Annotated in this window: 19 protein-coding genes and 1 tRNA gene; 14 read left to right on the top strand and 6 right to left on the bottom strand. The window is 69.6% G+C overall.

Going from position 1 to position 19,401, the window contains the following annotated elements; translation table 11 throughout:
- Positions 1-13: 13 nt before the first annotated feature.
- The 3 genes from H7694_RS16280 (at position 14) to H7694_RS16270 (ending at position 2,748) form a co-directional block, all read left to right on the top strand.
- The gene (locus H7694_RS16280) at positions 14-1,237 is read left to right on the top strand and encodes an MFS transporter (RefSeq protein WP_193597469.1); all 1,224 of its coding nucleotides are present in this window, start codon (positions 14-16) and stop codon (positions 1,235-1,237) included.
- Between the two features lie 65 nt (positions 1,238-1,302).
- Positions 1,303-1,998, top strand: a complete 696-nt coding sequence (gene nucS / locus H7694_RS16275; protein WP_193597468.1) for an endonuclease NucS — start codon at positions 1,303-1,305, stop codon at positions 1,996-1,998.
- An 81-nt stretch (positions 1,999-2,079) separates the two neighbouring features.
- Positions 2,080-2,748 carry an HAD hydrolase-like protein gene (locus H7694_RS16270; protein WP_193597467.1) on the top strand — a complete coding sequence of 223 codons (669 nt, stop codon included), beginning with the start codon at positions 2,080-2,082 and terminating at the stop codon, positions 2,746-2,748.
- Positions 2,749-2,831: 83 nt separating this feature from the next.
- Here the strand turns inward: H7694_RS16270 and H7694_RS16265 are convergent, their stop codons facing one another.
- Positions 2,832-3,038 (bottom strand): cold-shock protein, encoded by a 207-nt coding sequence (locus H7694_RS16265; protein WP_110555044.1) that lies wholly within the window; start codon positions 3,036-3,038, stop codon positions 2,832-2,834.
- 618 nt (positions 3,039-3,656) lie between these two features.
- Between H7694_RS16265 and H7694_RS16260 the strand changes: the two genes are divergently transcribed.
- From H7694_RS16260 to H7694_RS16245, 4 genes are all read left to right on the top strand, one after another.
- Positions 3,657-4,628, top strand: a complete 972-nt coding sequence (locus H7694_RS16260; protein WP_193597466.1) for a hypothetical protein — start codon at positions 3,657-3,659, stop codon at positions 4,626-4,628.
- Positions 4,625-6,046, top strand: coding sequence for a hypothetical protein (locus H7694_RS16255; protein ID WP_193597465.1), 1,422 nt, complete (start codon positions 4,625-4,627; stop codon positions 6,044-6,046). The genes H7694_RS16260 and H7694_RS16255 overlap by 4 nt, the downstream gene beginning before the upstream one ends.
- 128 nt (positions 6,047-6,174) lie before the next feature.
- Entirely contained in the window at positions 6,175-6,345 is a 171-nt protein-coding gene (locus H7694_RS16250; protein ID WP_193597464.1) for a CsbD family protein, read from the top strand.
- Positions 6,346-6,501: 156 nt separating this feature from the next.
- Complete coding sequence (locus H7694_RS16245; protein WP_193597463.1) at positions 6,502-7,566, top strand: YbdK family carboxylate-amine ligase; 1,065 nt, start codon at positions 6,502-6,504, stop codon at positions 7,564-7,566.
- Between the two features lie 87 nt (positions 7,567-7,653).
- Here the strand turns inward: H7694_RS16245 and H7694_RS16240 are convergent, their stop codons facing one another.
- Positions 7,654-8,466, bottom strand: coding sequence for an SGNH/GDSL hydrolase family protein (locus H7694_RS16240; protein WP_193597462.1), 813 nt, complete (start codon positions 8,464-8,466; stop codon positions 7,654-7,656).
- Positions 8,467-8,618: 152 nt separating this feature from the next.
- A tRNA-Leu gene (locus tag H7694_RS16235) sits at positions 8,619-8,705 on the bottom strand.
- Between the two features lie 177 nt (positions 8,706-8,882).
- Here H7694_RS16235 and H7694_RS16230 point away from each other — a divergent pair.
- The 7 genes from H7694_RS16230 to pknB all read left to right on the top strand — a co-directional run bounded on the left by H7694_RS16230 (position 8,883) and on the right by pknB (position 17,828).
- Positions 8,883-9,584: an FhaA domain-containing protein gene (locus H7694_RS16230; protein WP_193597461.1), complete on the top strand. Its 702-nt coding sequence runs from the start codon at positions 8,883-8,885 to the stop codon at positions 9,582-9,584.
- Positions 9,581-10,075 (top strand): FHA domain-containing protein, encoded by a 495-nt coding sequence (locus tag H7694_RS16225; RefSeq protein WP_193597460.1) that lies wholly within the window; start codon positions 9,581-9,583, stop codon positions 10,073-10,075. The genes H7694_RS16230 and H7694_RS16225 overlap by 4 nt, the downstream gene beginning before the upstream one ends.
- Before the next feature lie 15 nt (positions 10,076-10,090).
- Complete coding sequence (locus H7694_RS16220) at positions 10,091-11,410, top strand: PP2C family protein-serine/threonine phosphatase (RefSeq protein WP_193597459.1); 1,320 nt, start codon at positions 10,091-10,093, stop codon at positions 11,408-11,410.
- Positions 11,407-12,789, top strand: a complete 1,383-nt coding sequence (locus H7694_RS16215; protein ID WP_193597458.1) for an FtsW/RodA/SpoVE family cell cycle protein — start codon at positions 11,407-11,409, stop codon at positions 12,787-12,789. The genes H7694_RS16220 and H7694_RS16215 overlap by 4 nt, the downstream gene beginning before the upstream one ends.
- 45 nt (positions 12,790-12,834) lie before the next feature.
- Complete coding sequence (locus H7694_RS16210; RefSeq protein ID WP_193597457.1) at positions 12,835-14,295, top strand: peptidoglycan D,D-transpeptidase FtsI family protein; 1,461 nt, start codon at positions 12,835-12,837, stop codon at positions 14,293-14,295.
- Entirely contained in the window at positions 14,292-16,046 is a 1,755-nt protein-coding gene (locus H7694_RS16205) for a serine/threonine-protein kinase (protein ID WP_193597456.1), read from the top strand. Before H7694_RS16210 ends, H7694_RS16205 begins: the two co-directional genes overlap by 4 nt.
- Positions 16,047-16,127: 81 nt before the next feature.
- The gene (gene pknB / locus H7694_RS16200; RefSeq protein ID WP_193597455.1) at positions 16,128-17,828 is read left to right on the top strand and encodes a Stk1 family PASTA domain-containing Ser/Thr kinase; all 1,701 of its coding nucleotides are present in this window, start codon (positions 16,128-16,130) and stop codon (positions 17,826-17,828) included.
- On the opposite strand, the gene H7694_RS16195 is transcribed toward pknB, so the two are convergent.
- From H7694_RS16195 to H7694_RS16185, 3 genes are read right to left on the bottom strand one after another with little or no spacing between them, the layout of a single operon-like run.
- Positions 17,807-18,436 (bottom strand): anthranilate synthase component II, encoded by a 630-nt coding sequence (locus H7694_RS16195; RefSeq protein ID WP_193597454.1) that lies wholly within the window; start codon positions 18,434-18,436, stop codon positions 17,807-17,809. The two genes, pknB and H7694_RS16195, sit on opposite strands and share 22 nt — an antisense overlap.
- Positions 18,433-18,588: a hypothetical protein gene (locus tag H7694_RS16190; RefSeq protein ID WP_193597453.1), complete on the bottom strand. Its 156-nt coding sequence runs from the start codon at positions 18,586-18,588 to the stop codon at positions 18,433-18,435. Before H7694_RS16190 ends, H7694_RS16195 begins: the two co-directional genes overlap by 4 nt.
- Positions 18,588-19,379 (bottom strand): class E sortase, encoded by a 792-nt coding sequence (locus tag H7694_RS16185; RefSeq protein WP_193597452.1) that lies wholly within the window; start codon positions 19,377-19,379, stop codon positions 18,588-18,590. The genes H7694_RS16190 and H7694_RS16185 overlap by 1 nt, the downstream gene beginning before the upstream one ends.
- Between the last annotated feature and the right edge of the window lie 22 nt (positions 19,380-19,401).

Here is a 19,401-nt window from a genome sequence, read left to right as displayed (position 1 = left end):
ATACGATGTCGGGATGGACACCGCCCTGACCCGTTCGCAGTTCGTGCGCTGGCGCATCGCGATCTTCGCGATCTTCCTCTCCAGCGGACTGTCGATCGCGACCTGGGCCTCGCGCGTGCCGAGCATCGGCGCGGCGCTCGAGATCGACAAGGCGCAGATCGGCCTGCTGCTGCTGGGCATGGGCATCTCGTCGATCGTCGGGATCTCGACCGGTCCGATGGTGATGGCGCGCACCGGCGCGCGGCTGGGCATGCTGATCGGGATGCTGATGTTCGGCTCCGGCGTCGCCCTGATCGGATTGGGCACCGACGTGTTCGGTTCGGTGCCGGTCGTCATCGTCGGGATGATCCTGTTCGGCTTCGGCAACGGCTCGGTCGACGTGATGATGAACGTCGAGGCCACCGCCATCGAACAGCAGATGGGCAAGACGATCCTGCCGGTGTTCCACGCCTTCTTCAGCTTCGGCACGGTGCTCGGTGCGGGCGCCGGTGCCGGCGCCGCGCTGCTGGGCCTGAACGTCGCCGCGCACGCCGGCATCATCAGCGCGATCATCCTCACGGCGGCGGTCGTCTGCTTCTTCCAAGTGCCGGTGCGCGAGGCCGCCCTCGACCCCGTGCCCGACGAGAAGCCGTCGTGGGGCCGGCGCATGCACACCGCGCTCGAGGCCTGGCGCGAGCCGCGCACCTACGCCCTCGGCGTCGTGATGCTCGGCATGTCGTTCGCCGAGGGAGGCGCCAACGACTGGATCGCGCTGGGCGTCGTCGAGGGACACGGAGAAGAGGTCGGCATGGGTGCGCTCGCGCTCACCGTGTTCTCGGTCGGCATGACCGTCGTGCGTCTGTTCGGCGGGCCGCTCGTCGACCGGTTCGGGCGCGTGGCCGTGCTGCGGGTGCTCGCGGTGGCCGCAGCATCCGGCATCCTGCTCTTCATCCTCGCCGACGCGCTGCCCCTGGTGCTGCTGGGAGCGGCGCTGTGGGGGATCGGCGCGTCGCTGGGCTTCCCGCTGGGCATGTCGGCCGCTGCCGACGACCCGGCCAAGGCGGCGGCGCGAGTGAGCGCGGCGGCGACCATCGGCTACGTCGCCTTCCTCGGCGGCCCGCCGGTGCTGGGCGTCATCAGCGAGCAGATCGGGCTGCTGAACACCCTGTTCATCCTGGTCGCGCTGGTGATCATGTCGGGACTGTTCTCGGGAGCCGCCCGGCCGCTGCGCGTAGAGGAGAACGCCCCGGTCGCCTGACCCGGTCGGCTGAAGGACGGCCACCGCAGGACGCCCACCTGTGCATGACGAAGTAGGCTCGTCGGGTGCGTCTCGTCATCGCCCGCTGCTCCGTCGATTACTCCGGCCGTCTCAACGCCCACCTGCCCCTGGCCACGCGCCTGCTGGTGCACAAGGGCGACGGCAGTCTGCTCGTGCACTCCGACGGCGGCAGCTACAAGCCGCTGAACTGGATGAGCCCGCCCTGCTCGCTCGCCAACGAGCTGCCCGGCGAGGAAGAGTCGCTCGCGGGTGTCGTCGAGGTGTGGCGGGTCACGCACAAGAAGACCGGCGACGCGCTGCGCGTGCAGATCTACGAGATCATCCACGACTCCAACCACGATCTCGGCATCGACCCCGGTCTGCAGAAGGACGGCGTCGAGGCCGACCTGCAGCGACTGCTGGCCGAGCAGGTCGACCTCATCAGCGAGGGCGCGACCCTGGTGCGTCGCGAGTATCCGACCGCGATCGGCCCGGTCGACCTCATGGTGCGGGATGCCGACGGCGCGGCCATCGCCGTCGAGATCAAGCGCCGCGGCGACATCGACGGCGTCGAGCAGCTCACCCGCTATCTCGAGCTGCTGGGCCGCGACCCGCACCTCACCCCGATCACGGGTGTGTTCGCCGCGCAGGAGATCAAGCCGCAGGCCCGCGTGCTCGCCGAGGACCGCGGCATCCGCTGCCTGGTGCTCGACTACGAGGACATGAAGGGCATCGAGTCCGGAATCCCCCGCCTCTTCTGACCTCCGCCTCTTCTGCTCGCCCTGGCCGGGCGGCCGCCACGGAGCGCAGCGGGGTGTGAGGAAGCGCTTAAGCTGGAAGGCATGCCCGTCTCGCCCTACTCCTGCATCCTCTGGGACGTCGACGGAACCATCGCCGACGCCACCCCCGGCATCTTCCCGCGCCTGATCGAGGTGTTCGCGGAGTTCGGGATGCCGGCGCCCGACGAGCAGTCGCTGAACCGCTGGGTCGGTCCGCCGCTGTACGAGTCGTTCCAGGTGCTCGGCGGGATGTCACCCGAGCAGGCGCAGCAGGCGCTGGACTTCTACCGCTCCCTGGCGGCGCGCGACGGCTACGCGGCATCCGTGCACATCTATCCCGGCGTGCCCGAGCTGATCCGCGAGGTCGCCGCCGCCGGCATCCCGCAGGCCACCGCCAGCACCAAGCCCGAGAACCAGGTCACCGCGATCCTCGAGCACCACGGCCTGATCGGCTCGTTCACCGCGATCTCCGGTGCCCGCTCGGGTGAGATCGGCCGCCACGACGGCAAGGCCGACGTGATCGGCTGGGCACTCGAGCGCCTGGCGGCCGCCGGAGTCGACGTCTCAGCACCGGTGCTCATCGGCGACAGGCATCACGACATCGACGGCGCCGCGATCCACGGCATCCCGGTCATCTTCTCGGAATGGGGCTTCGGCGACCCGCGCGAGGGCGACGCGGCGCACTTCCGCGCCGCGGACGCCGCGGCGCTGCGCCCGCTGCTGCTGGGCTGATCCGGAAACGAATCCACCCGGAAACATGAAGATCCCCGTCGGATGCTGCGATCGCAGCGTCCGACGGGGATCTGTCTTCCGCCTCAGAGAGGGCGGATGTTCTCAGCCTGCAGGCCCTTGGGACCCTGCGCCACATCGAACTCGACGCGCTGGTTCTCGTCGAGCGAGCGGTAGCCGTTGGACTGGATGGCGGAGTAGTGCGCGAAAACGTCGGCGCCGCCGTCGTCAGGGGAGATGAAGCCGAAGCCCTTCTCCGAGTTGAACCACTTGACCGTGCCCTGGGTGCTCATTTACTGCCGTTCTGCTTGTTGCTATGCCGACGCAGGATGCACCGACTGCGCTAACGCTATCCCAGGGGACACGCCCGTCAACAGCGCTCAGCAGATGGTGACCGAAATGTTGCATGACACGCGGCGCTGCGAGTCGCCGGGGCAAATAGTTGGCCCCCATCGCGGGGGGAGCGATGGGGGCCGAAGACGACCGGAGGGTGCGTCCGCGTTCAGCATACACGAGTTCCGGAAAATTTGTCCCCCATATGGGGGACAAATCGCGCAAGAGGTGTCATGATGAGAACGGCCCCCTTATAGCACAATGGGGACGGTGCCATAGGGAGGGTCGAGGCGCATGCGTGAGTCGCCGGGTCAGTGGGGAGCCGCCGCTGATCGGGGTCAGCGAACGGCGACGGATCTCCCGCACGCATGACACCTTCACAACTGAGAAGGGGTGGTTCGGGTTCCACGGACCCGGATCCACCCAGGTGGAGGGGCCAAGGGGAGTCAGCAGGTTCGGAGAGGGAACGGACGCACAGCGAGGCACCGTTCCTCTCCGAACCGCCTGAGTCTTCATGGCGCCGGTCGTCGTCCGCAGGTCGTAGGGTTGCTGTGTAGTCCCCTGCCCTGAGGAGATCGATGCCGGTTCCCTCTTCCTCGCGTCCGCGCACCTGGACCGCCGGCACGATCGTGCTGCTCGTGGTGTGCGCGCTGGTCGCCGGCGGCTCGGTCGCCGCGGCTGCTCTGCTGCCGGGCCACATCCGCGACGGTGCGCGCCGTGAGGCCGAGAGCACCCTGCAGACCTTCCTCGCCGACGCCACGGCACTCGACCCGGATTGGCAGGACACCTCGAGCCCGCTGCTGGATGCCGTCGTGCCGATCGGCGCCCCGCTGCTCGGAGAGTCCACGACCGCCGAGGCGTTGAACCTCTCCGCCGACTACGAGGTCAGGGGCCTGTCGTTCTCGGGCGACACCGCCGAGCGCAGCGACACGGCGAGCGCGGTCGTCGTGGTGCACTACCGCTACACGATCCTGGGCGAGAAGGGCACCGCATCCATCCCGCAGAAGGTGTGGCTGACCAGGCCGTTCTACTACCGTGACGGCACTCCCCGCCGCATCGATCCCACCGCTGCGCCCCGGGCGATCGGGCCCTGGCAGGTCGTCGGCATCACCGTGCCCTCGACCGCCGACCTCGGCGGCAAGGCACCCCGGTCGTCGTTCGACCTCACCTCCGAGGAGCGATCAGGCGACAGCGTCGCCTGCTACTCGCCGCTGAACGCGCTCGTGCAGGTGGCCGACAATGCGCGCATCCACGGGACGCTCGCGTCGAGTTGCTTCCTCGGTGCGGAGGACGGATCGGATGCCGTCGCAGCCGGCGTCGATCCCGCGGCGCTGCTCGAGGCGTTCCCGGCCATCGACGCGACCGACCCGGCCAGCATCCCGCCCGAGCTCACCCGCGTCGAGGCCGACCTGTTCCACGGCCTGCGCAGCCCCTTCACGCAGTACCTCATCGACGGGCGCTACGCCGTCACCTTCGCCGCGGTCACGACCGGCGAGGACGACGAAGCCGTGCGGCTCGTCAGCATCCAGCAGACCGAGGGGGCGAAGTGACCGACCCGCTGCCGCCGTCCATGCCGCCGGATCCCGAGACACTGCGGCCCGCCGACCCGGCAGACGTCACCGACCCTGCCGCCCCGCTGTTCGTCTGGGCACCCGCACCGCCCAAGCCGCGGCGCTCGCACACCAAGCTCATCATCGCCGTCATCACGGTGCTCATCGTGCTCGGCAGCGCCGGCTGGGCCGCATCCCGATGGCCGGCGATCACGGCATCCGGTCCCGCCTCCGACTTCGCCGCCGCCGACCCGCAATCGCCGTGGCTGCCCGATCACGTGCCCGACTCGGCACGGTTTCCCGGGGCGTGGGTGTCGATGAACACCGCCCTGCGCGAGAACGACCGCGAGGTGTTCCTCTCCTACACCGCGGGCGATGCGCAGGCACAGCTGGCGCTGTGGTGGGACAACACGGCCGCGATCGGCCGCGAGACCGCGTACATCGTGCCGGTGGCGGGCCAGGAGAGCGACGAGGGCGCGTTCCTCGGCGCCGAACTGGCGTTCTCGTCGCGGCCGCTGCGCGGCAGTGGCGATGCCGACGCCGGCTACCGGCTGACTCAGGGCTTCGGCTACGACATCACGACCACCGGAGACGGCGACGATCTGCGCATCACGTCGTTCGTGCCGTGGTCTCCGATGCCGTGGGATGAGGGACCGCTGCACGTGGCGAAGCGCGACCATATCGTGCTCTACGGCATGGCTGACGAGAAGGAGCTCGTCGAGGCGACGGTCGACGTGGCCGAGAGGGGAGCGGTGCTGGCGATCGAGACCATCACCGGCCTCGGCGGATCGGTGCCCATGACCGGGTTCGTCGCGGGGATCACCGACGACCAGGAGCGCATGAACCGGTGGCAGTTCGGCGAGGACGTGCACGAGGGCGAGACTCGCATCGCCGGTTACGCCACGGCGACCAACCGGCCCTACGCGCGATCCGACCTGTTCGAGTCCGACATCGCCGTGGGCGATGCCACCTCGGGTGTGCTCGTGATGATGGGGCCGCTCAGCACCGATCAGCGCCTGTCGACGTTCACGCACGAGTTCGCGCACGGCCTGCACTATGCGGCGTCCCCGCTGAGTTCGTACGACGACCCGCCCGTCTCGGTCTACGAGGGCTTCGCGACGTACATCGAGCTGCGCACGGGTCTGCTCGAACGCGACTGGCTGCGCGATGTGCGGCTGCGCGACCTGATCGCGACGCAGGGTGCGGAGGCCCTGACCGACGACCGGTTCAGCGACGAGGACGCCTGGCTGTCGTATCTCGCCGCCGGCACGTACTACCTCTTCCTGGCCGAGAACGGCGGAGACCCCTGGAAGCTCGCCCTCGACGGCGCGGCGACCTCGGGCCGCAGTCTGGTCGACATCGTGGGCGACCCCGCCTTCAGCGAGGAGCGCTGGCAGGCCTGGATCGCTCGTCGCTGATGGGGTGCGCGCCCGCGTAACTTCTCTCCGACGCGCCTGTCAATCCCCTGGGCCGAACGTCGGCGCCGGTGCGAATCTGGCACCTCGCACATCGGAGCGGCCGAACGCCGCCAGACGAAGGGAGCGACATGGGAGCCATGGACGACGCCAAGCACAACACCGAGAAGCTGGTCGGCAAGGCCAAGGAGGGCATCGGCGACGCGACCGACAACGAGAAGCTCGAGGCCGAGGGCAAGGTCGACCAGGTCAAGGCTGACGCCAAGAAGGTCGGAGACGACGTCAAGGACGTGTTCGACTGACACGGCAGATCGACCTCGCGTGAGCGGCTGAGCCGCCACGCGACACACACCAGCAGGCGGGTGCGCCGTCGGTTCCGGACGGGATCGCGGCGCACCCGCCTTCCTCTACCCGCGCTTTCCCGATCCGGCCGGTTTCCCGGAGGAAAGGAGACCCGGATGCCGCTTTCGACGCGCTTCGGCATCGAGGAGGAGTTCGTCCTGCTCGACGACGCCACGCTGGTGCCGGTCTCCGCGCGCGAACTGCACGCGCGGGTGCTCGGCGAGGCGCCGGGTCTCGGGGTTCTCACCGCCGAGTTCATGACCAGTCAGATCGAGGCGGCGACCGAGCCGGTGTCATCGCTCGATGCGGCAGGGGAGCGGGTGATGAGGCTCCGGAGGATGCTGACCGAGCACGCGCCGGCCGGCACGGTCGTCGCCGCCACGGGAGCGCCGTTCGCGCTGACCGGAACCGGTCAGCTGTCGTGGTCTCCGCACTACGAGGATGTCGCCGACCTCATCGGCCGGCTCGCCGCGGAGCACATCGTGAACGGCCTGCACGTGCACGTCGAAGTGCTCGACGATGAGGAGCGGGTGCGGGCGCTGCGCCGGCTGCGGGAACGGCTGCCGGTGCTGCTCGCGCTGAGCGCGAACTCACCGTTCTCCGGGGGAGCCCCGGCCGGGCTGGCCAGCTGGCGCAGTCCGCTGATCCGCCGTCTGCCGGTGTCGTGGGGTCCGCCCGCGTTTCCGGATGCCGATGCGTACCACCGCACCGTCGACGCGTTCGTCGAGGCGGGGGCGCTCCCCGCGCGATCCTCGGTCTCGTGGGCCGTGCGGCTGTCGGAGCGGTACCACACGGTCGAGACCCGGGTGGCGGATGCTCAGCTGCGCGTCGCGGACACACTGCTGCTGACGGCTCTCATCCGCGCGATCGTCGTCTGGGACGACGACACGCGCGAGCCGACCCCGCCCGAGATCCTCGACGCCTCGCTGTGGGTGGCGACCCGTCACGGCATGGACGCCCGGCTGCTCACCGCCGACGGCCGGTCGCACGACGCCTGGTCGGAGGTCGATCGGATGCTGCACAGCATCCGTCCCGTGCTCGGCGAACTCGGCGATGCCGCGTTCGTGGACGAGCAGCTGGCCCGCATCCGCACCGAGGGGACCGGCTCGCAGCGCCAGCTGCGGGCGTACGAATCCGGCGGCATCCCCGCCCTCGCCGCGCTTCTCGCCGCCGACGCCTGACTGTTCCAGCCGTTCAGGTCGCAATTCATCCCGTTTTCCCGGCGATATTCCGGGACGAAGTGCGACCTGAAGCCAGGATGGCGTGTCTTACGGCACCGCCGCCAGCACGGCATCCCGGTAGGCGACGTAGCCCTGGGCGGTCGGATGCAGGAGCCCGACCGGATCCGTGACGTCGGCGCCGAGCCACGGCACGGCGCTGCCGCCGATCACGTGATCGCCGAACGACACCGGCGCGAACACGACGTGTGCGCCCGGCATCGCCGTGGCCTGCACGGCCCCGGCGAGTTGCGCGTTCAGTGCGAGCGCCCCCTGGTTCACGGCGGCGGCGGCCGGCAGCGCCGCGGCGTAGGCCGATGCGAACGGCACCGGATAGCCGGTGACGACGATCGTCGCGTCGGGCGCGCGCGCCTGCAGCTCGGCGATCAGCTGAGCCATCTGCGGCCCGACGGCCGGGATTGCGGCGGCGGAGCTCGCCACCGCCTGCTGGCACGCGAGCGTCGTGGGATCCGGCGCGCACGCGGCGAAGAGCGCCGCGAGATCCAGGTCGTTCGCGCCCGCGGTGACCGTGATCAGCGTCGTGCCGCGGTTGACCTGCGAGACCTGCGTGGCCATCACGTCGGCGATCGTGGCGCCGCTGCACGCCGGCTGCCGCAGCAGGTTGTGGCGCGGTTCTGCGTCGATCAGCGACGGGTAGCCCAGCGGACTGCGCAGGCATCCGTCGAGATAGGAGCCGGCCCCCTGACCCGCGGCGTACGAGTCGCCGACGGCGACGTACCTGGCGACCGGATCCGGCGGGTCCGCGAGAGCGGGCGCCGCCCCGAGAGGAACGGCGAGAAGCGCGGCGACAGCCGCAGCGAGCGCGATGAATCGTTGCCTGATCGGCGAGAATTGCGTCCCCATGGCCGGATGCTACTCCCGCGCCGGATGCTCCGGTAGAGCGGTCTGCGAACGGCGGAGCCTCCGGCCGCGTGGGGCCCCGAGTTTCACGGCGCCAACCTCGGCACACGAAAATGAGTAAGGCCCCGAATCTCCGATCCGGGGCCTTACTCATTTGGTGCGCGAGGGGGGACTTGAACCCCCACGCCCTTGCAGGCACTGGCACCTGAAGCCAGCGCGTCTACCTATTCCGCCACTCGCGCATCGTCTTGTTCCTCAGAACTCAACCTGTCAAGGCTATCACGCGCACGCGGGTGCTCCGAACACGCGGGATCGCGGCCGCGACGAGATCTTTATCGACTCGGAACACCCCGCGGCGAGCGCGCGTTCAGCCGGTCTGGCTACGATGGCCCTACCGGTCGGCATGCCAGAGGAACCTCGTGGGACTACTTGACAGCTTTGAGAAGGGTCTTGAGCGCGCTGTGAACAGCGCGTTCGCGAAGACCTTCCGCAGCGGCATCCAGCCCGTCGAGATCGCCTCGGCTCTGCGGCGCGAAGCCGACACGAAGGCGGCTGTCGTCAGCCGCGAGCGCATCATCACGCCCTGCGACTACCTCGTGCGGCTCAGCCCCGAAGACCACGAGCGGATGCGGTCGCTCGGCCACGCCCTCAACGACGAACTGTTCGCGCTGCTGACCAAGCACGCCCGCACGCAGGGGTACAGCTTCGCGGGCCCGCTGCACATCTCTCTCGAGGCCGACGAGCGCGTCGCCACCGGCACCGTGCACATCAACTCCTCATCGGTGGAGAGCGCGGTCAGCTGGCAGGGCGTCGTCGAGGTCGACGGCCGCCGCCATCCGCTCACCAGCGCCCGCACGGTGATCGGCCGCGGCAGCGACGCGGGGATCACCATCGCGGATGCCGGCTCCAGCCGGCGTCATGCCGAGATCCTGTGGGACGGCGAGCGCGCCCTGCTGCGCGACCTCGGCTCGACCAACGGCACCAAGGTCGACGGGCACAAGGTGCGCGAAGCCGCCCTGACACCCGACTCCGTCTTCACGATCGGCCGCACCGAACTCGTCTTCCGCGTCGTGCCGGTCAGCGGCTCCGGCAGCCCGGACCTCAAGGGAGCCCGCCGATGAGCGAACTCATGCTGCTCGTGCTGCGCATCGGCTTCCTGGTGTTGCTGTGGTTCTTCGTCTTCGCCGTGGTGTACTCGCTGCGCGCCGATCTGTTCGGCGTGCGGGTGCGCAGGATGCCGGCCGGTGAGGCCGCCGCCGCCCCCGCACCGGCCCCCGTCTCGCAGGCTCCGCGTGTGAGCGGATCGGGTGAGAAGGGCGCCGCGCGACTGGTCATCACCTCCGGCCCGAAGGCCGGACTCGAGGTGCCGCTCGCCGGCGCCGATTCGATGACGATCGGCCGGTCCAGCGAATCGGGCCTCGTCATCCGCGACGACTACACCTCCAGCCATCACGCCCGGCTCTCCAAGCGCGGCGACATCTGGACCCTGCAGGACCTCGGCTCGACCAACGGCACGTTCCTGAACGGCCAGCGGCTGGGCGACAAGTCGGTGCAGGTGCCGCTCGGAACCCCGATCAAGGTGGGCGCCACGACCTTCGAGCTGCGAGCGTAAGGGCGCCGCGTCCAGATGGTCTTCGAGGGCTCGAGCGCCGCGATCTCCCACACCGGGAAGGTCCGCTCCAACAACCAGGACTCCGGTTACGCCGGCGCGAACCTCTTCGTCGTCGCAGACGGCATGGGCGGTCACGCCGGCGGCGACGTCGCCTCGACCATCGCGATCAACCACATGGAGCGCCTGGACGAGCCGTTCACCTCCACCGACGACGCCCAGGCCTCACTGCAGGCCGCGGCGACCACGGCCGCCGCCGACCTGGTGCGCGCCTCGAAGGAGCGGCCCGAGCTCGCGGGCCTGGGCACCACCCTCAGCGCGATCATCATGGTCGACGACTACGCGGTGATCGGGCACATCGGCGACTCGCGCATCTACCTGTACCGCGACGACGCGCTCACCCAGATCACCGCCGACCACACCTTCGTGCAGCGCCTGGTCGATTCGGGCCGCATCACGCTCGAAGAGGCCCGCTACCACCCGCGTCGCTCGGTGCTCATGCGGGTGCTCAGCGACATGGACATCGCCCCCGACCTCGACATGTTCGTCATGCCGACGCAGCCGGGCGATCGCTGGCTGCTGTGCTCCGACGGACTCTCGGGCGTGGTCGACGAGACGCACATCGCCAAGGTGATGCGCCTGGGCCTCGCCCCCGGCCGCACGGCCGACAGCCTGCTCAAGCAGGCCCTCGACGGCGGCGCACCCGATAACGTGACGGTCGTGCTCGTGGACGTCGGCGGCGCGCATCCGATCTCGTCCGGCACCGGAACCGTCGTCGGTGCGGCATCCAACCCGTCCGACCTGCCCGTGCCCGCCCCGCGCACCTCGCTCACCGGCTGGCTGCACCCCGTGCTGCAGGCCGCCAACGAACCCAGCCACTTCGAACCCGACTCCGACTACTTCGAGGAGATCATCGAAGAGGATCGCCGCCGGCGCACCCGCCGGCGCATCGCCTGGCTCGCGGCGCTGCTGGTCGCGCTGCTCGCGCTGTTCGGCGCTGGGGTGCTCGCCTACAACTGGACCCAGACCCGCTACTTCGTCGGCGCCGATGCCGACAGCGTGGTGATCTACCGCGGTGTGCAGCAGAACCTCGGTCCGATCTCGCTGTCGACAGAGGTGAAGGACACCTTCATCCTGCTCGCCGACCTGCCCTCGTATCAGCGCGCCTCGGTCGAACGCACCATCAATGCGCGATCCCTCGCGGATGCCATCGCGATCACCGAACGGCTGCGCGTCAGTGCGCTGCCGCCGGTTCCGGTGCAGATCCCCGAGCCGACCGAATCGCCGTCCCCCACCCCCACGCCGACGCCCACCTCGACGGGAGCGCCGACACCATGACCGACGTGAACGCCGATACCAGCGTCATGAAGGCGCTGAAGAAGATCCGGACGCCGCAGAAGCAGCGCAACCGGGAGTTCTGGCTGCTGCTGTTCTCGCTGGCGATCGCCGGCGCGGCTCTCGCGCTCGTGCAGCTGGGTGCCCTGAAGACCATCGACCCGATGATCCTCGTGATCGGCGGCGGGCTCGCGGTGATCGTGTTCGCCCTGCACGTGGTGCTGCGGGTGGTCGCCTCCGATGCCGACCCGTTCGTGCTGCCCATCGCGACCGTGCTGACCGGCCTCGGCATCGCGATGATCTACCGCATCGACATCGCCAAGAACCTCACGGGCTGGGGTGCGTTCTCGAACAAGCAGCTGGCCTGGACGGCGATCTCGCTCGCCGGCGCCATCGCGCTGGTCATCGCGCTGCGCAACTACCGGGTGCTGTACCGCTTCACGTACCTGTCGGGCCTGGCCGGCATCGTGCTGCTCGTGCTGCCCTTCATCCCGTTCCTGAAGGCATCCGGCTCGAACGCCGACGTGTGGGTGTCGATCGCCGGCGTCTTCGCGTTCCAGCCCGGCGAGCTGGCGAAGATCTGCCTGGCGATCTTCTTCGCCGGCTACCTCGTGCGCACCCGCGAGAGCCTCAGCTCGGTGGGCCACCGGTTCCTCGGCATGACCTGGCCGCGCATGCGCGAGCTCGGACCGGTGCTGGTCGTGTGGGTGCTCTCGCTGCTGATCATCGTCACCCAGCGCGACCTCGGCACCGGGCTGCTGATCTTCGGCATGTTCATCGCGATGCTCTACGTCGCCACCGGCAAGACCAGCTGGGTGCTGATCGGGCTCGTGGGCGTCGGCGTGGGCGCGTTCTTCGCCACGCAGGTGCTGGCCTACGTGCAGCGCCGGTTCACGAACTGGCTCGACGCCTTCAACCCCGACATCATCAGCGCGCAGGGCGGCAGCTACCAGCTCGTCGAGGGCATCTTCGGTCTCGCCCACGGCGGGCTGATCGGCACCGGCTGGGGCCAGGGCCGCCCGCACATCACGCCGCTCTCGCACAGCGACTACATCATCCCGAGCCTGGGGGAGGAGCTCGGCATCGTCGGGCTGTTCGCCATCCTCTGCCTGTACATGGTGTTCGTCAGCCGCGGCCTGCGCATCGGCCTGGCCGGTCAGGACGACTTCGGCAAGCTGCTGGCGACCGGGCTGTCGTTCACTCTGGCTCTGCAGGTGTTCATCATGGTCGGCGGCGTCACCCGAGTCATCCCGCTGACCGGACTGACCACACCGTTCCTCGCGGCCGGCGGATCGTCGCTGGTCGCCAACTGGCTGATCGTCGCGCTGCTGCTGCGCATCAGCGACGGCGTGCGCCGCCAGCCCCGGGTGGTGATCGGATGAGGATGCTTCGACAGGCTCAGCAACCCACTCGACAGGAGGTGTCGCATGACTAAAGAGCTGCGCCGCCTCAGCTTCGTGATCCTCGCGATGTTCCTCTCGCTGTTCCTGGCCGCGAGCTGGATCCAGGTGATCGACGCCGACACCCTCGCCCAGAATCCGGCGAACACCCGCACGCGCCTGGACAGCTACCAGATCCAGCGCGGATCGATTCTCGTGCAGGACTCGGCGATCGTCACCTCCGTTCCCGCGAACGACCGCTACCAGTACCAGCGGGTGTACACGGATGCTGCGATGTGGGCGCCCGTGACGGGATACTTCAACCCCGCCCTGCAGTCCTCGACGGGTATCGAGCAGGCGCTGAACACCGAGCTCTCGGGCACCGGATCGGTCGCCTTCTTCGCCGAGATCGAGCGCATCCTCTCCGGCCAGCCGCAGCAGGGGCTGAGCGTGCAGCTCACCATGAACGCCGCCGCACAGCGCGCCGCATGGGATGCCCTGCAGGAGAAGGGGCTGCAGGGCGCCGTGGTCGCCATCGAGCCCGCCACCGGCCGCATCCTCGCCATGGTGTCGACGCCGAGCTTCGACACCAACCTGCTCGCCTCGCACGACCCCTCCGCGGTGGATGCCGAGCACGACCGGCTCGCGTCCGAGCCGAGCAAGCCGCTCTACAACCGTGCGATCGCCGGCAACCTCAACCCGCCCGGCTCGACCTTCAAGGTCGTCGTGGCGGCCGCCGCCCTGGCATCCGGCGACTGGACGCTCGAGTCCACCCTGCCGAACCCCGCGCGCTACACCCTGCCCGGCACGACCACGCAGGTCTCCAACGCCTGGGGCGGCACCTGCGGCGAGGGCGAGACCACGACCCTCGCCGAGGCCCTCAAGCGCAGCTGCAACATCCCGATGGCCGAGCTGGCGGCGCAGCTGGGTGACAAGGCGATCCGCGAGACCGCCGAGAAGTTCGGGTTCAACACCGAGTTCGAGCTGCCGCTCGAGGCGACCGCCTCGAGCTACCCGTCGGGCCTGGACGACGCGCAGACCGCACTGACCGGATTCGGCCAGGGACAGGTGACGGCGACACCGCTGCAGATGGCGATGGTGGCGGCCGGTGTCGCCAACGACGGCGCCGTGATGAAGCCGCGGATGGTCGACAAGGTCATCGGCGACGACTTCGCCGTGCACGAGCAGTTCACCGATGAGGCGTTCGAGCAGGTGCTCAGCGCCGAACAGGCCGAGGCTCTGACCGCGGTGCTCGTCGAAGGCGTCGATTCGGGAGCCGCGACGGGTGCAAGAATAGACGGCGTCGCTGTCGCCGGAAAGACGGGGACAGCGCAGAACGGCTCGAGGCCGCACACGCTGTGGTTCACAGGTTTCGCGCCCGCGGAGAATCCGCGGGTCGCGGTGGCGGTCGTCGTCGAGGACGGCGGCGGAATGGGGCGGTCGGGCTCAGGCAACGGTATTGCCGCCCCGATTGCGAAGAAGGTGATTGAGGCGGTGCTGGGCAGATGAGGCCGACGCAGGGTGTGTCGTTCGGTGGTCGCTACGAGCTGCAGTCGCGGATCGCGATCGGCGGCATGGGCGAGGTGTGGGAGGCGACGGATCACGTCATCGGACGTGCCGTGGCCATCAAGATCCTCAAAGACGAGTACATGGGCGATCCGGGCTTCCTCGAGCGCTTCCGCGCCGAGGCCCGCCATGCCGCTCTCGTCAACCACGAGGGCATCGCCAGCGTGTTCGACTACGGCGAGGAGAACGGCTCCGCGTTCCTCGTGATGGAGCTCGTGCCCGGTGAGGCGCTCTCGACGATCCTCGAGCGCGATGGCGCCCTCAGCGCGGATCGCACCCTCGACATCGTCGCGCAGACGGCATCCGCTCTGCAGGCGGCGCACGCCGCCGGTCTCGTGCACCGCGACATCAAGCCGGGCAACCTGCTGATCACCCCGGACGGCCGGGTGAAGATCACCGACTTCGGCATCGCCCGCATCGCCGACCAGGTGCCGCTGACCGCGACCGGTCAGGTGATGGGCACCGTGCAGTACCTGTCGCCCGAGCAGGCATCCGGCCACGCCGCGTCGCCGTCGACAGACGTGTACTCGCTGGGCATCGTCGCGTACGAATCCCTTGCGGGCAAGCGCCCGTTCACGGGCGAGTCGCAGGTCGCGATCGCGATGGCGCAGATCAACGAGCAACCGCCGCCCCTGCAGGCGACCGTTCCGATCCCGGTGCAGAACCTCGTGATGGCGATGATCGCCAAGAAGCCCGCCGACCGTCCGTCGTCGGCGGCGACCGTCGCGCGCGCGGCGCAGGCGCTGCGCCGCGGTGATCTCAACTCCGCGGCCATCGCGGTGCCCGCCATCGCCGGCGTCGCAGCCGCCGCCGAGGACGACGCCACTCGCATCCTCACGGGCATGGGCGACGACAGCTCGACCCGCATCCTGCCGACCACCGCGCAGCTGCCGACCGAGCAGGCCGCCGCTTCTGACCAGACGCAGACGAAGAAGAAGAAGCGCAGCCCCTGGACGTGGCCGCTGATCGCCCTGATCGTGCTGCTGCTGCTCGTGCTGGGCGGAACGCTGTGGGCGCTGTTCGCGAACCAGGAGCCCACCGCCGAGCCGATCAAGACCTCGTCGACGGCGTCCAGCCAGACGCCGAAGCCCGAGACGCCGACCACCCAGGCGCCGACCCCGGTGAATGTGGACGCGCTCAACCTCGTCGGCCAGACCTGCGATGCCGCGACGGCGGCGCTCGAGGCCGAGGACCTGGTCGCGAACTGCGTGACCGGCGATCCGGCCCCCACCGAGGACAAGCAGGGCACGGTCTACCGCGTCACCAACGGCGGCAACCAGATGCCCGGCTCGACGATCGAGCTGCTCGTCTACGGCGAGCAGACGCCGCTCGCACCGCCGTCCGCCCCCGACCTACCGCAGACGGTCGAGGCCGACAGCGAGGTGCAGGTGACCTGGCCCGGTTACACCTGCGCGTCGGGTCAGGGTCAGGCGAGCGCCTACAACTTCACGGTCCGCGGAGGAGTGTTCAAGGACAGCGGCGCTGCCACCGCGGTGTTCGGCCACGATGCGCGCACCGCGACGATCACCGTGACCGGCGCACCCGCCGAGGCGCTCGTCGTCAGCTACACGGTGGTCTGCACCGGTGGTCCCGCCGGTGAGCGCACCACGCCGAGCTCCCCCGAGGATGTCGCCTCGATCCAGCCCGCAGCGGTCGATCCGGGCGAGGGCATCACGCCGCCGCCCGTCGAGTGATCGGGCTGCCTCCCGCCGAGTAATCAGGAATCGCCGGGTAATCTGACAGGAGGATTCGAGATCAGTCGGGGGGAGACGGACGTGTCGACAGAGCCGCGCATTCTCGCCGACCGCTACCGGGTCGACGAGGTCATCGGCCAGGGCGGCATGGCGAGGGTGCATCGCGGCTACGACCTGACGCTGGGGCGTGAGGTCGCGATCAAGATCCTCGATCCCGAGCTCGCCCGCGACACCGCCTTCCGCACCCGGTTCCGCCTCGAGGCGCAGGCCGCCTCGCGCATGGCGCATCCGTCGATCGTGCGGGTCTTCGACGCCGGCGACCCTTCGACAGGCGATCCGGCGGATGCCGTGGCCGAGCCCTACATCGTCATGGAACTGGTCCGCGGCACGCTGCTGAAGGACATCATCGCCGAGGGTCCGCTGTCGGTCGAGGACGCACTGCGCTACGCCGACGGCATCCTCGAGGCGCTGGAGTACTCGCACCGCGCCGGGGTCGTGCACCGCGACATCAAGCCGGGCAACGTCATGATCACCGAGCGCGGCACGGTCAAGGTGATGGACTTCGGCATCGCCCGCGCGGTGTCCGACTCGTCATCCACCGTCGCCGAGACGACCCAGATCATCGGCACCGCCGCGTACTTCTCGCCCGAGCAGGCCAAGGGTGAGCCGGTCGATGCTCGCACCGACCTGTACTCGACCGGCGTCGTGCTGTACGAGATGCTCACGGCCCGTCAGCCGTTCCGCGGTGACTCGCCTGTGGCCGTGGCGTACCAGCACGTGAGCGAGACGCCCGTCCCTCCGTCCGAGGTGAACGAAGAGCTGCCACGGTCACTGGATGCCATCGTGCTGCGCGCCCTGGCCAAGGATCCATACCAGCGCTTCCCGGATGCCGCATCGTTCCGGGCCGCGCTGAAGAGCACCTCTGCCGGGCACGCGCCGACGAAGAAGGACATCGGCGCCCTCACCAGCGAGCTGTACGGCGCCAACCCGCGCCAGGCGCAGGAGACCGCGCGGTCGCTGCGCCAGCTGAGCACCGACACCACGATGACGCGCACCCAGTCGGGTCCGCCGGTCGCCTGGATCTGGGCCGGCGTCGCACTGCTGGCGGTGCTGCTGATCTCGGTGCTGTTCTGGGTGGTGAGCCTGGCGGTGCGCCCGCCCGACGTGCCGGCGACATCGGTGACCGTGCCGAACCTCGTCGGCCTCACCCTCGAGAAGGCCGAGGCGGAGCTCGAGGATGCCGGCCTGGTCGGCGACGTGCGCAACGAGACGAGCGCCGACTTCGACGAGGGCGACGTCATCCGATCGCAGCCGGGCACCGGCGCGAAGGTGTCGGAGGGCGAGTCGATCATCGTCTACGTGTCGAGCGGATCGGACACCGTGAAGATGCCCGTGGTCGAGGGGCTGTCGCAGGATGCCGCCAAGCAGCTGATCGCGGATGCCGGGCTCGAGCTCGGCACGGTGCGGCAGCTGAGCGATCCGCGTGCCGCCGCCGGCACTGTGCTGGAGGCCAGCCAGGATGCGGGCACCGAGCTGCCACCAGGCACCACGGTGAATCTCAAGGTCGCGAACGGCGTCGTGACCATCAAGGACGTGACGGGCTTCACGATGGACGCCGCCACCAAGGAGCTCGAGGATCTCGCGCTCACGGTGACGACATCCGACCTCGGCCCGTGCGGTGAGGGTCAGGCGCCCAACACGGTGATCTCGATGTCGCAGGCGCCGGGCGAGGTGCCGATCCTCTCCACCGTCGAGCTGCGCTACTGCACCGCTGCCGAGTGATCGGTGGGGTGACCGGCTGAGGGCACGCTCTGCAGCCAGTTGTCCAGCAGGCGGTGCCCGCTCTCGGTGAGCACGCTCTCGGGGTGGAACTGCACGCCGACGATGGGCAGGCTCTCGTGCGCGACCGCCATGATCGTGCCGTGCTCCGCCCGCGCGGTGACGCGCAGTGCCGCCGGCAACGTGCCCTCCTCGATCGCGAGCGAGTGGTAGCGCCCGGCGGCGAACGGCGAGCGGATGCCGTCGAAAAGCGCCGAGCCGTCGTGGCTCACCTGCGAGACCATCCCGTGCATGAGCTCGGGCGCGCGTGAGACGACGCCGCCGAATGCCTCGCCGATGGCCTGGTGGCCGAGGCACACGCCCAGCAGCGGCATCCGCCTGCCTGCCGCCACGTGCACGACCGCGAGTGACGCACCGGCGTCGGCGGGAGTGCCGGGCCCGGGGGAGATCAGGACGCCGTCGTGCTCGTCGAGCCGGCGTTCGAGCTCGGCGGGATCGGAGAGCGCGTCGGCCTCGACCATCGTGACCTCGGCGCCCAGCTCACGCAGGTACGAGATCAGCGTGTGGACGAAGCTGTCGTGGTTGTCGACCACCAGGATGCGCCGGCTCATCCCAGGTCGACCTCACCCGGGGCGATGAGCGGGCTGATCCACGGGAAGACGTGGAAGAACAGCGCGTAGACGACGGCGGAGACCAGCGCGAGCAGGATGATCAGCCGCACCCACCAGGGTCCGGGCAGCAGGCGCCACAGGGCGGCGTACATCAGCGGGCTCCTTCCGCAGACGGCGGGGCGACCTCGACGGGAGTGAGGGATGCCGGCGGCCCCTCGGCGCGCGGCTGGAAGCCCTCGAACACCCCGTAGGCGACGATGCGCTCGGCGAGGGAGTACAGCGGCGAGCATGCGGTGAGGGTGATGAAGCGCTCACCCATCTGCTGCCCGGGCATCTGCGGCACGTCCAGCAGCACGTCCGCCTGCGTCGGGGTCACGTACTCGAGGGTGCGGAACCGGTAGGTGTACCACCCGCCGGGGGTCTCTATGACGATCGCATCGTTCAGGCGCAGCTTGTCGATCCTGTTGAACGGCTTTCCCCAGGTGGTGCGGTGGCCGGCGAGTGAGAAGTTGCCCACCTCGCCCGGCATCCGGGAGCCGTCGTACACGCCGATGCCGATGTGGTCGAGGGTGCGTGCGCGGGACGTGCCGCCCGCGATGTCCTTGGCGTAGTCGGCGCCGAAGCGGGGGATGCGCATGATCGCGAAGCGCTCGGCGTCGTCCGGATGCGGCAGGATGGGCGGCTCGTACCAGGTGACGCCCTGCTCGTTCTCGACCAACGTCGGCGGCTCCGGCGCGGGTGCCTGCGCCCACTGCTCGATGGTCCGCGCGCCCTCGGCGTTCTTCTGCGCGTCGATGATGATGTCGCCGATCCACATCTGCCAGGCGACGAACAGCAGCACCAGCACTCCGGCGGTGAGCAGCAGCTCGCCGAGTACTCCGGTGACCGTCGTGCGGCGCCGGCCGACGCGACGCGACCGTCGGGTCGGCGCGACAGCATGCATGAGTGGAAGTCTATTGGCGATC

This window comes from Microbacterium sp. YJN-G, assembly GCF_015040615.1.
In the GTDB taxonomy this organism is placed as follows: domain Bacteria; phylum Actinomycetota; class Actinomycetes; order Actinomycetales; family Microbacteriaceae; genus Microbacterium.
Note: the sequence above shows the minus strand (reverse complement) of the source record. Positions and strands in the feature narration are given on the sequence as shown.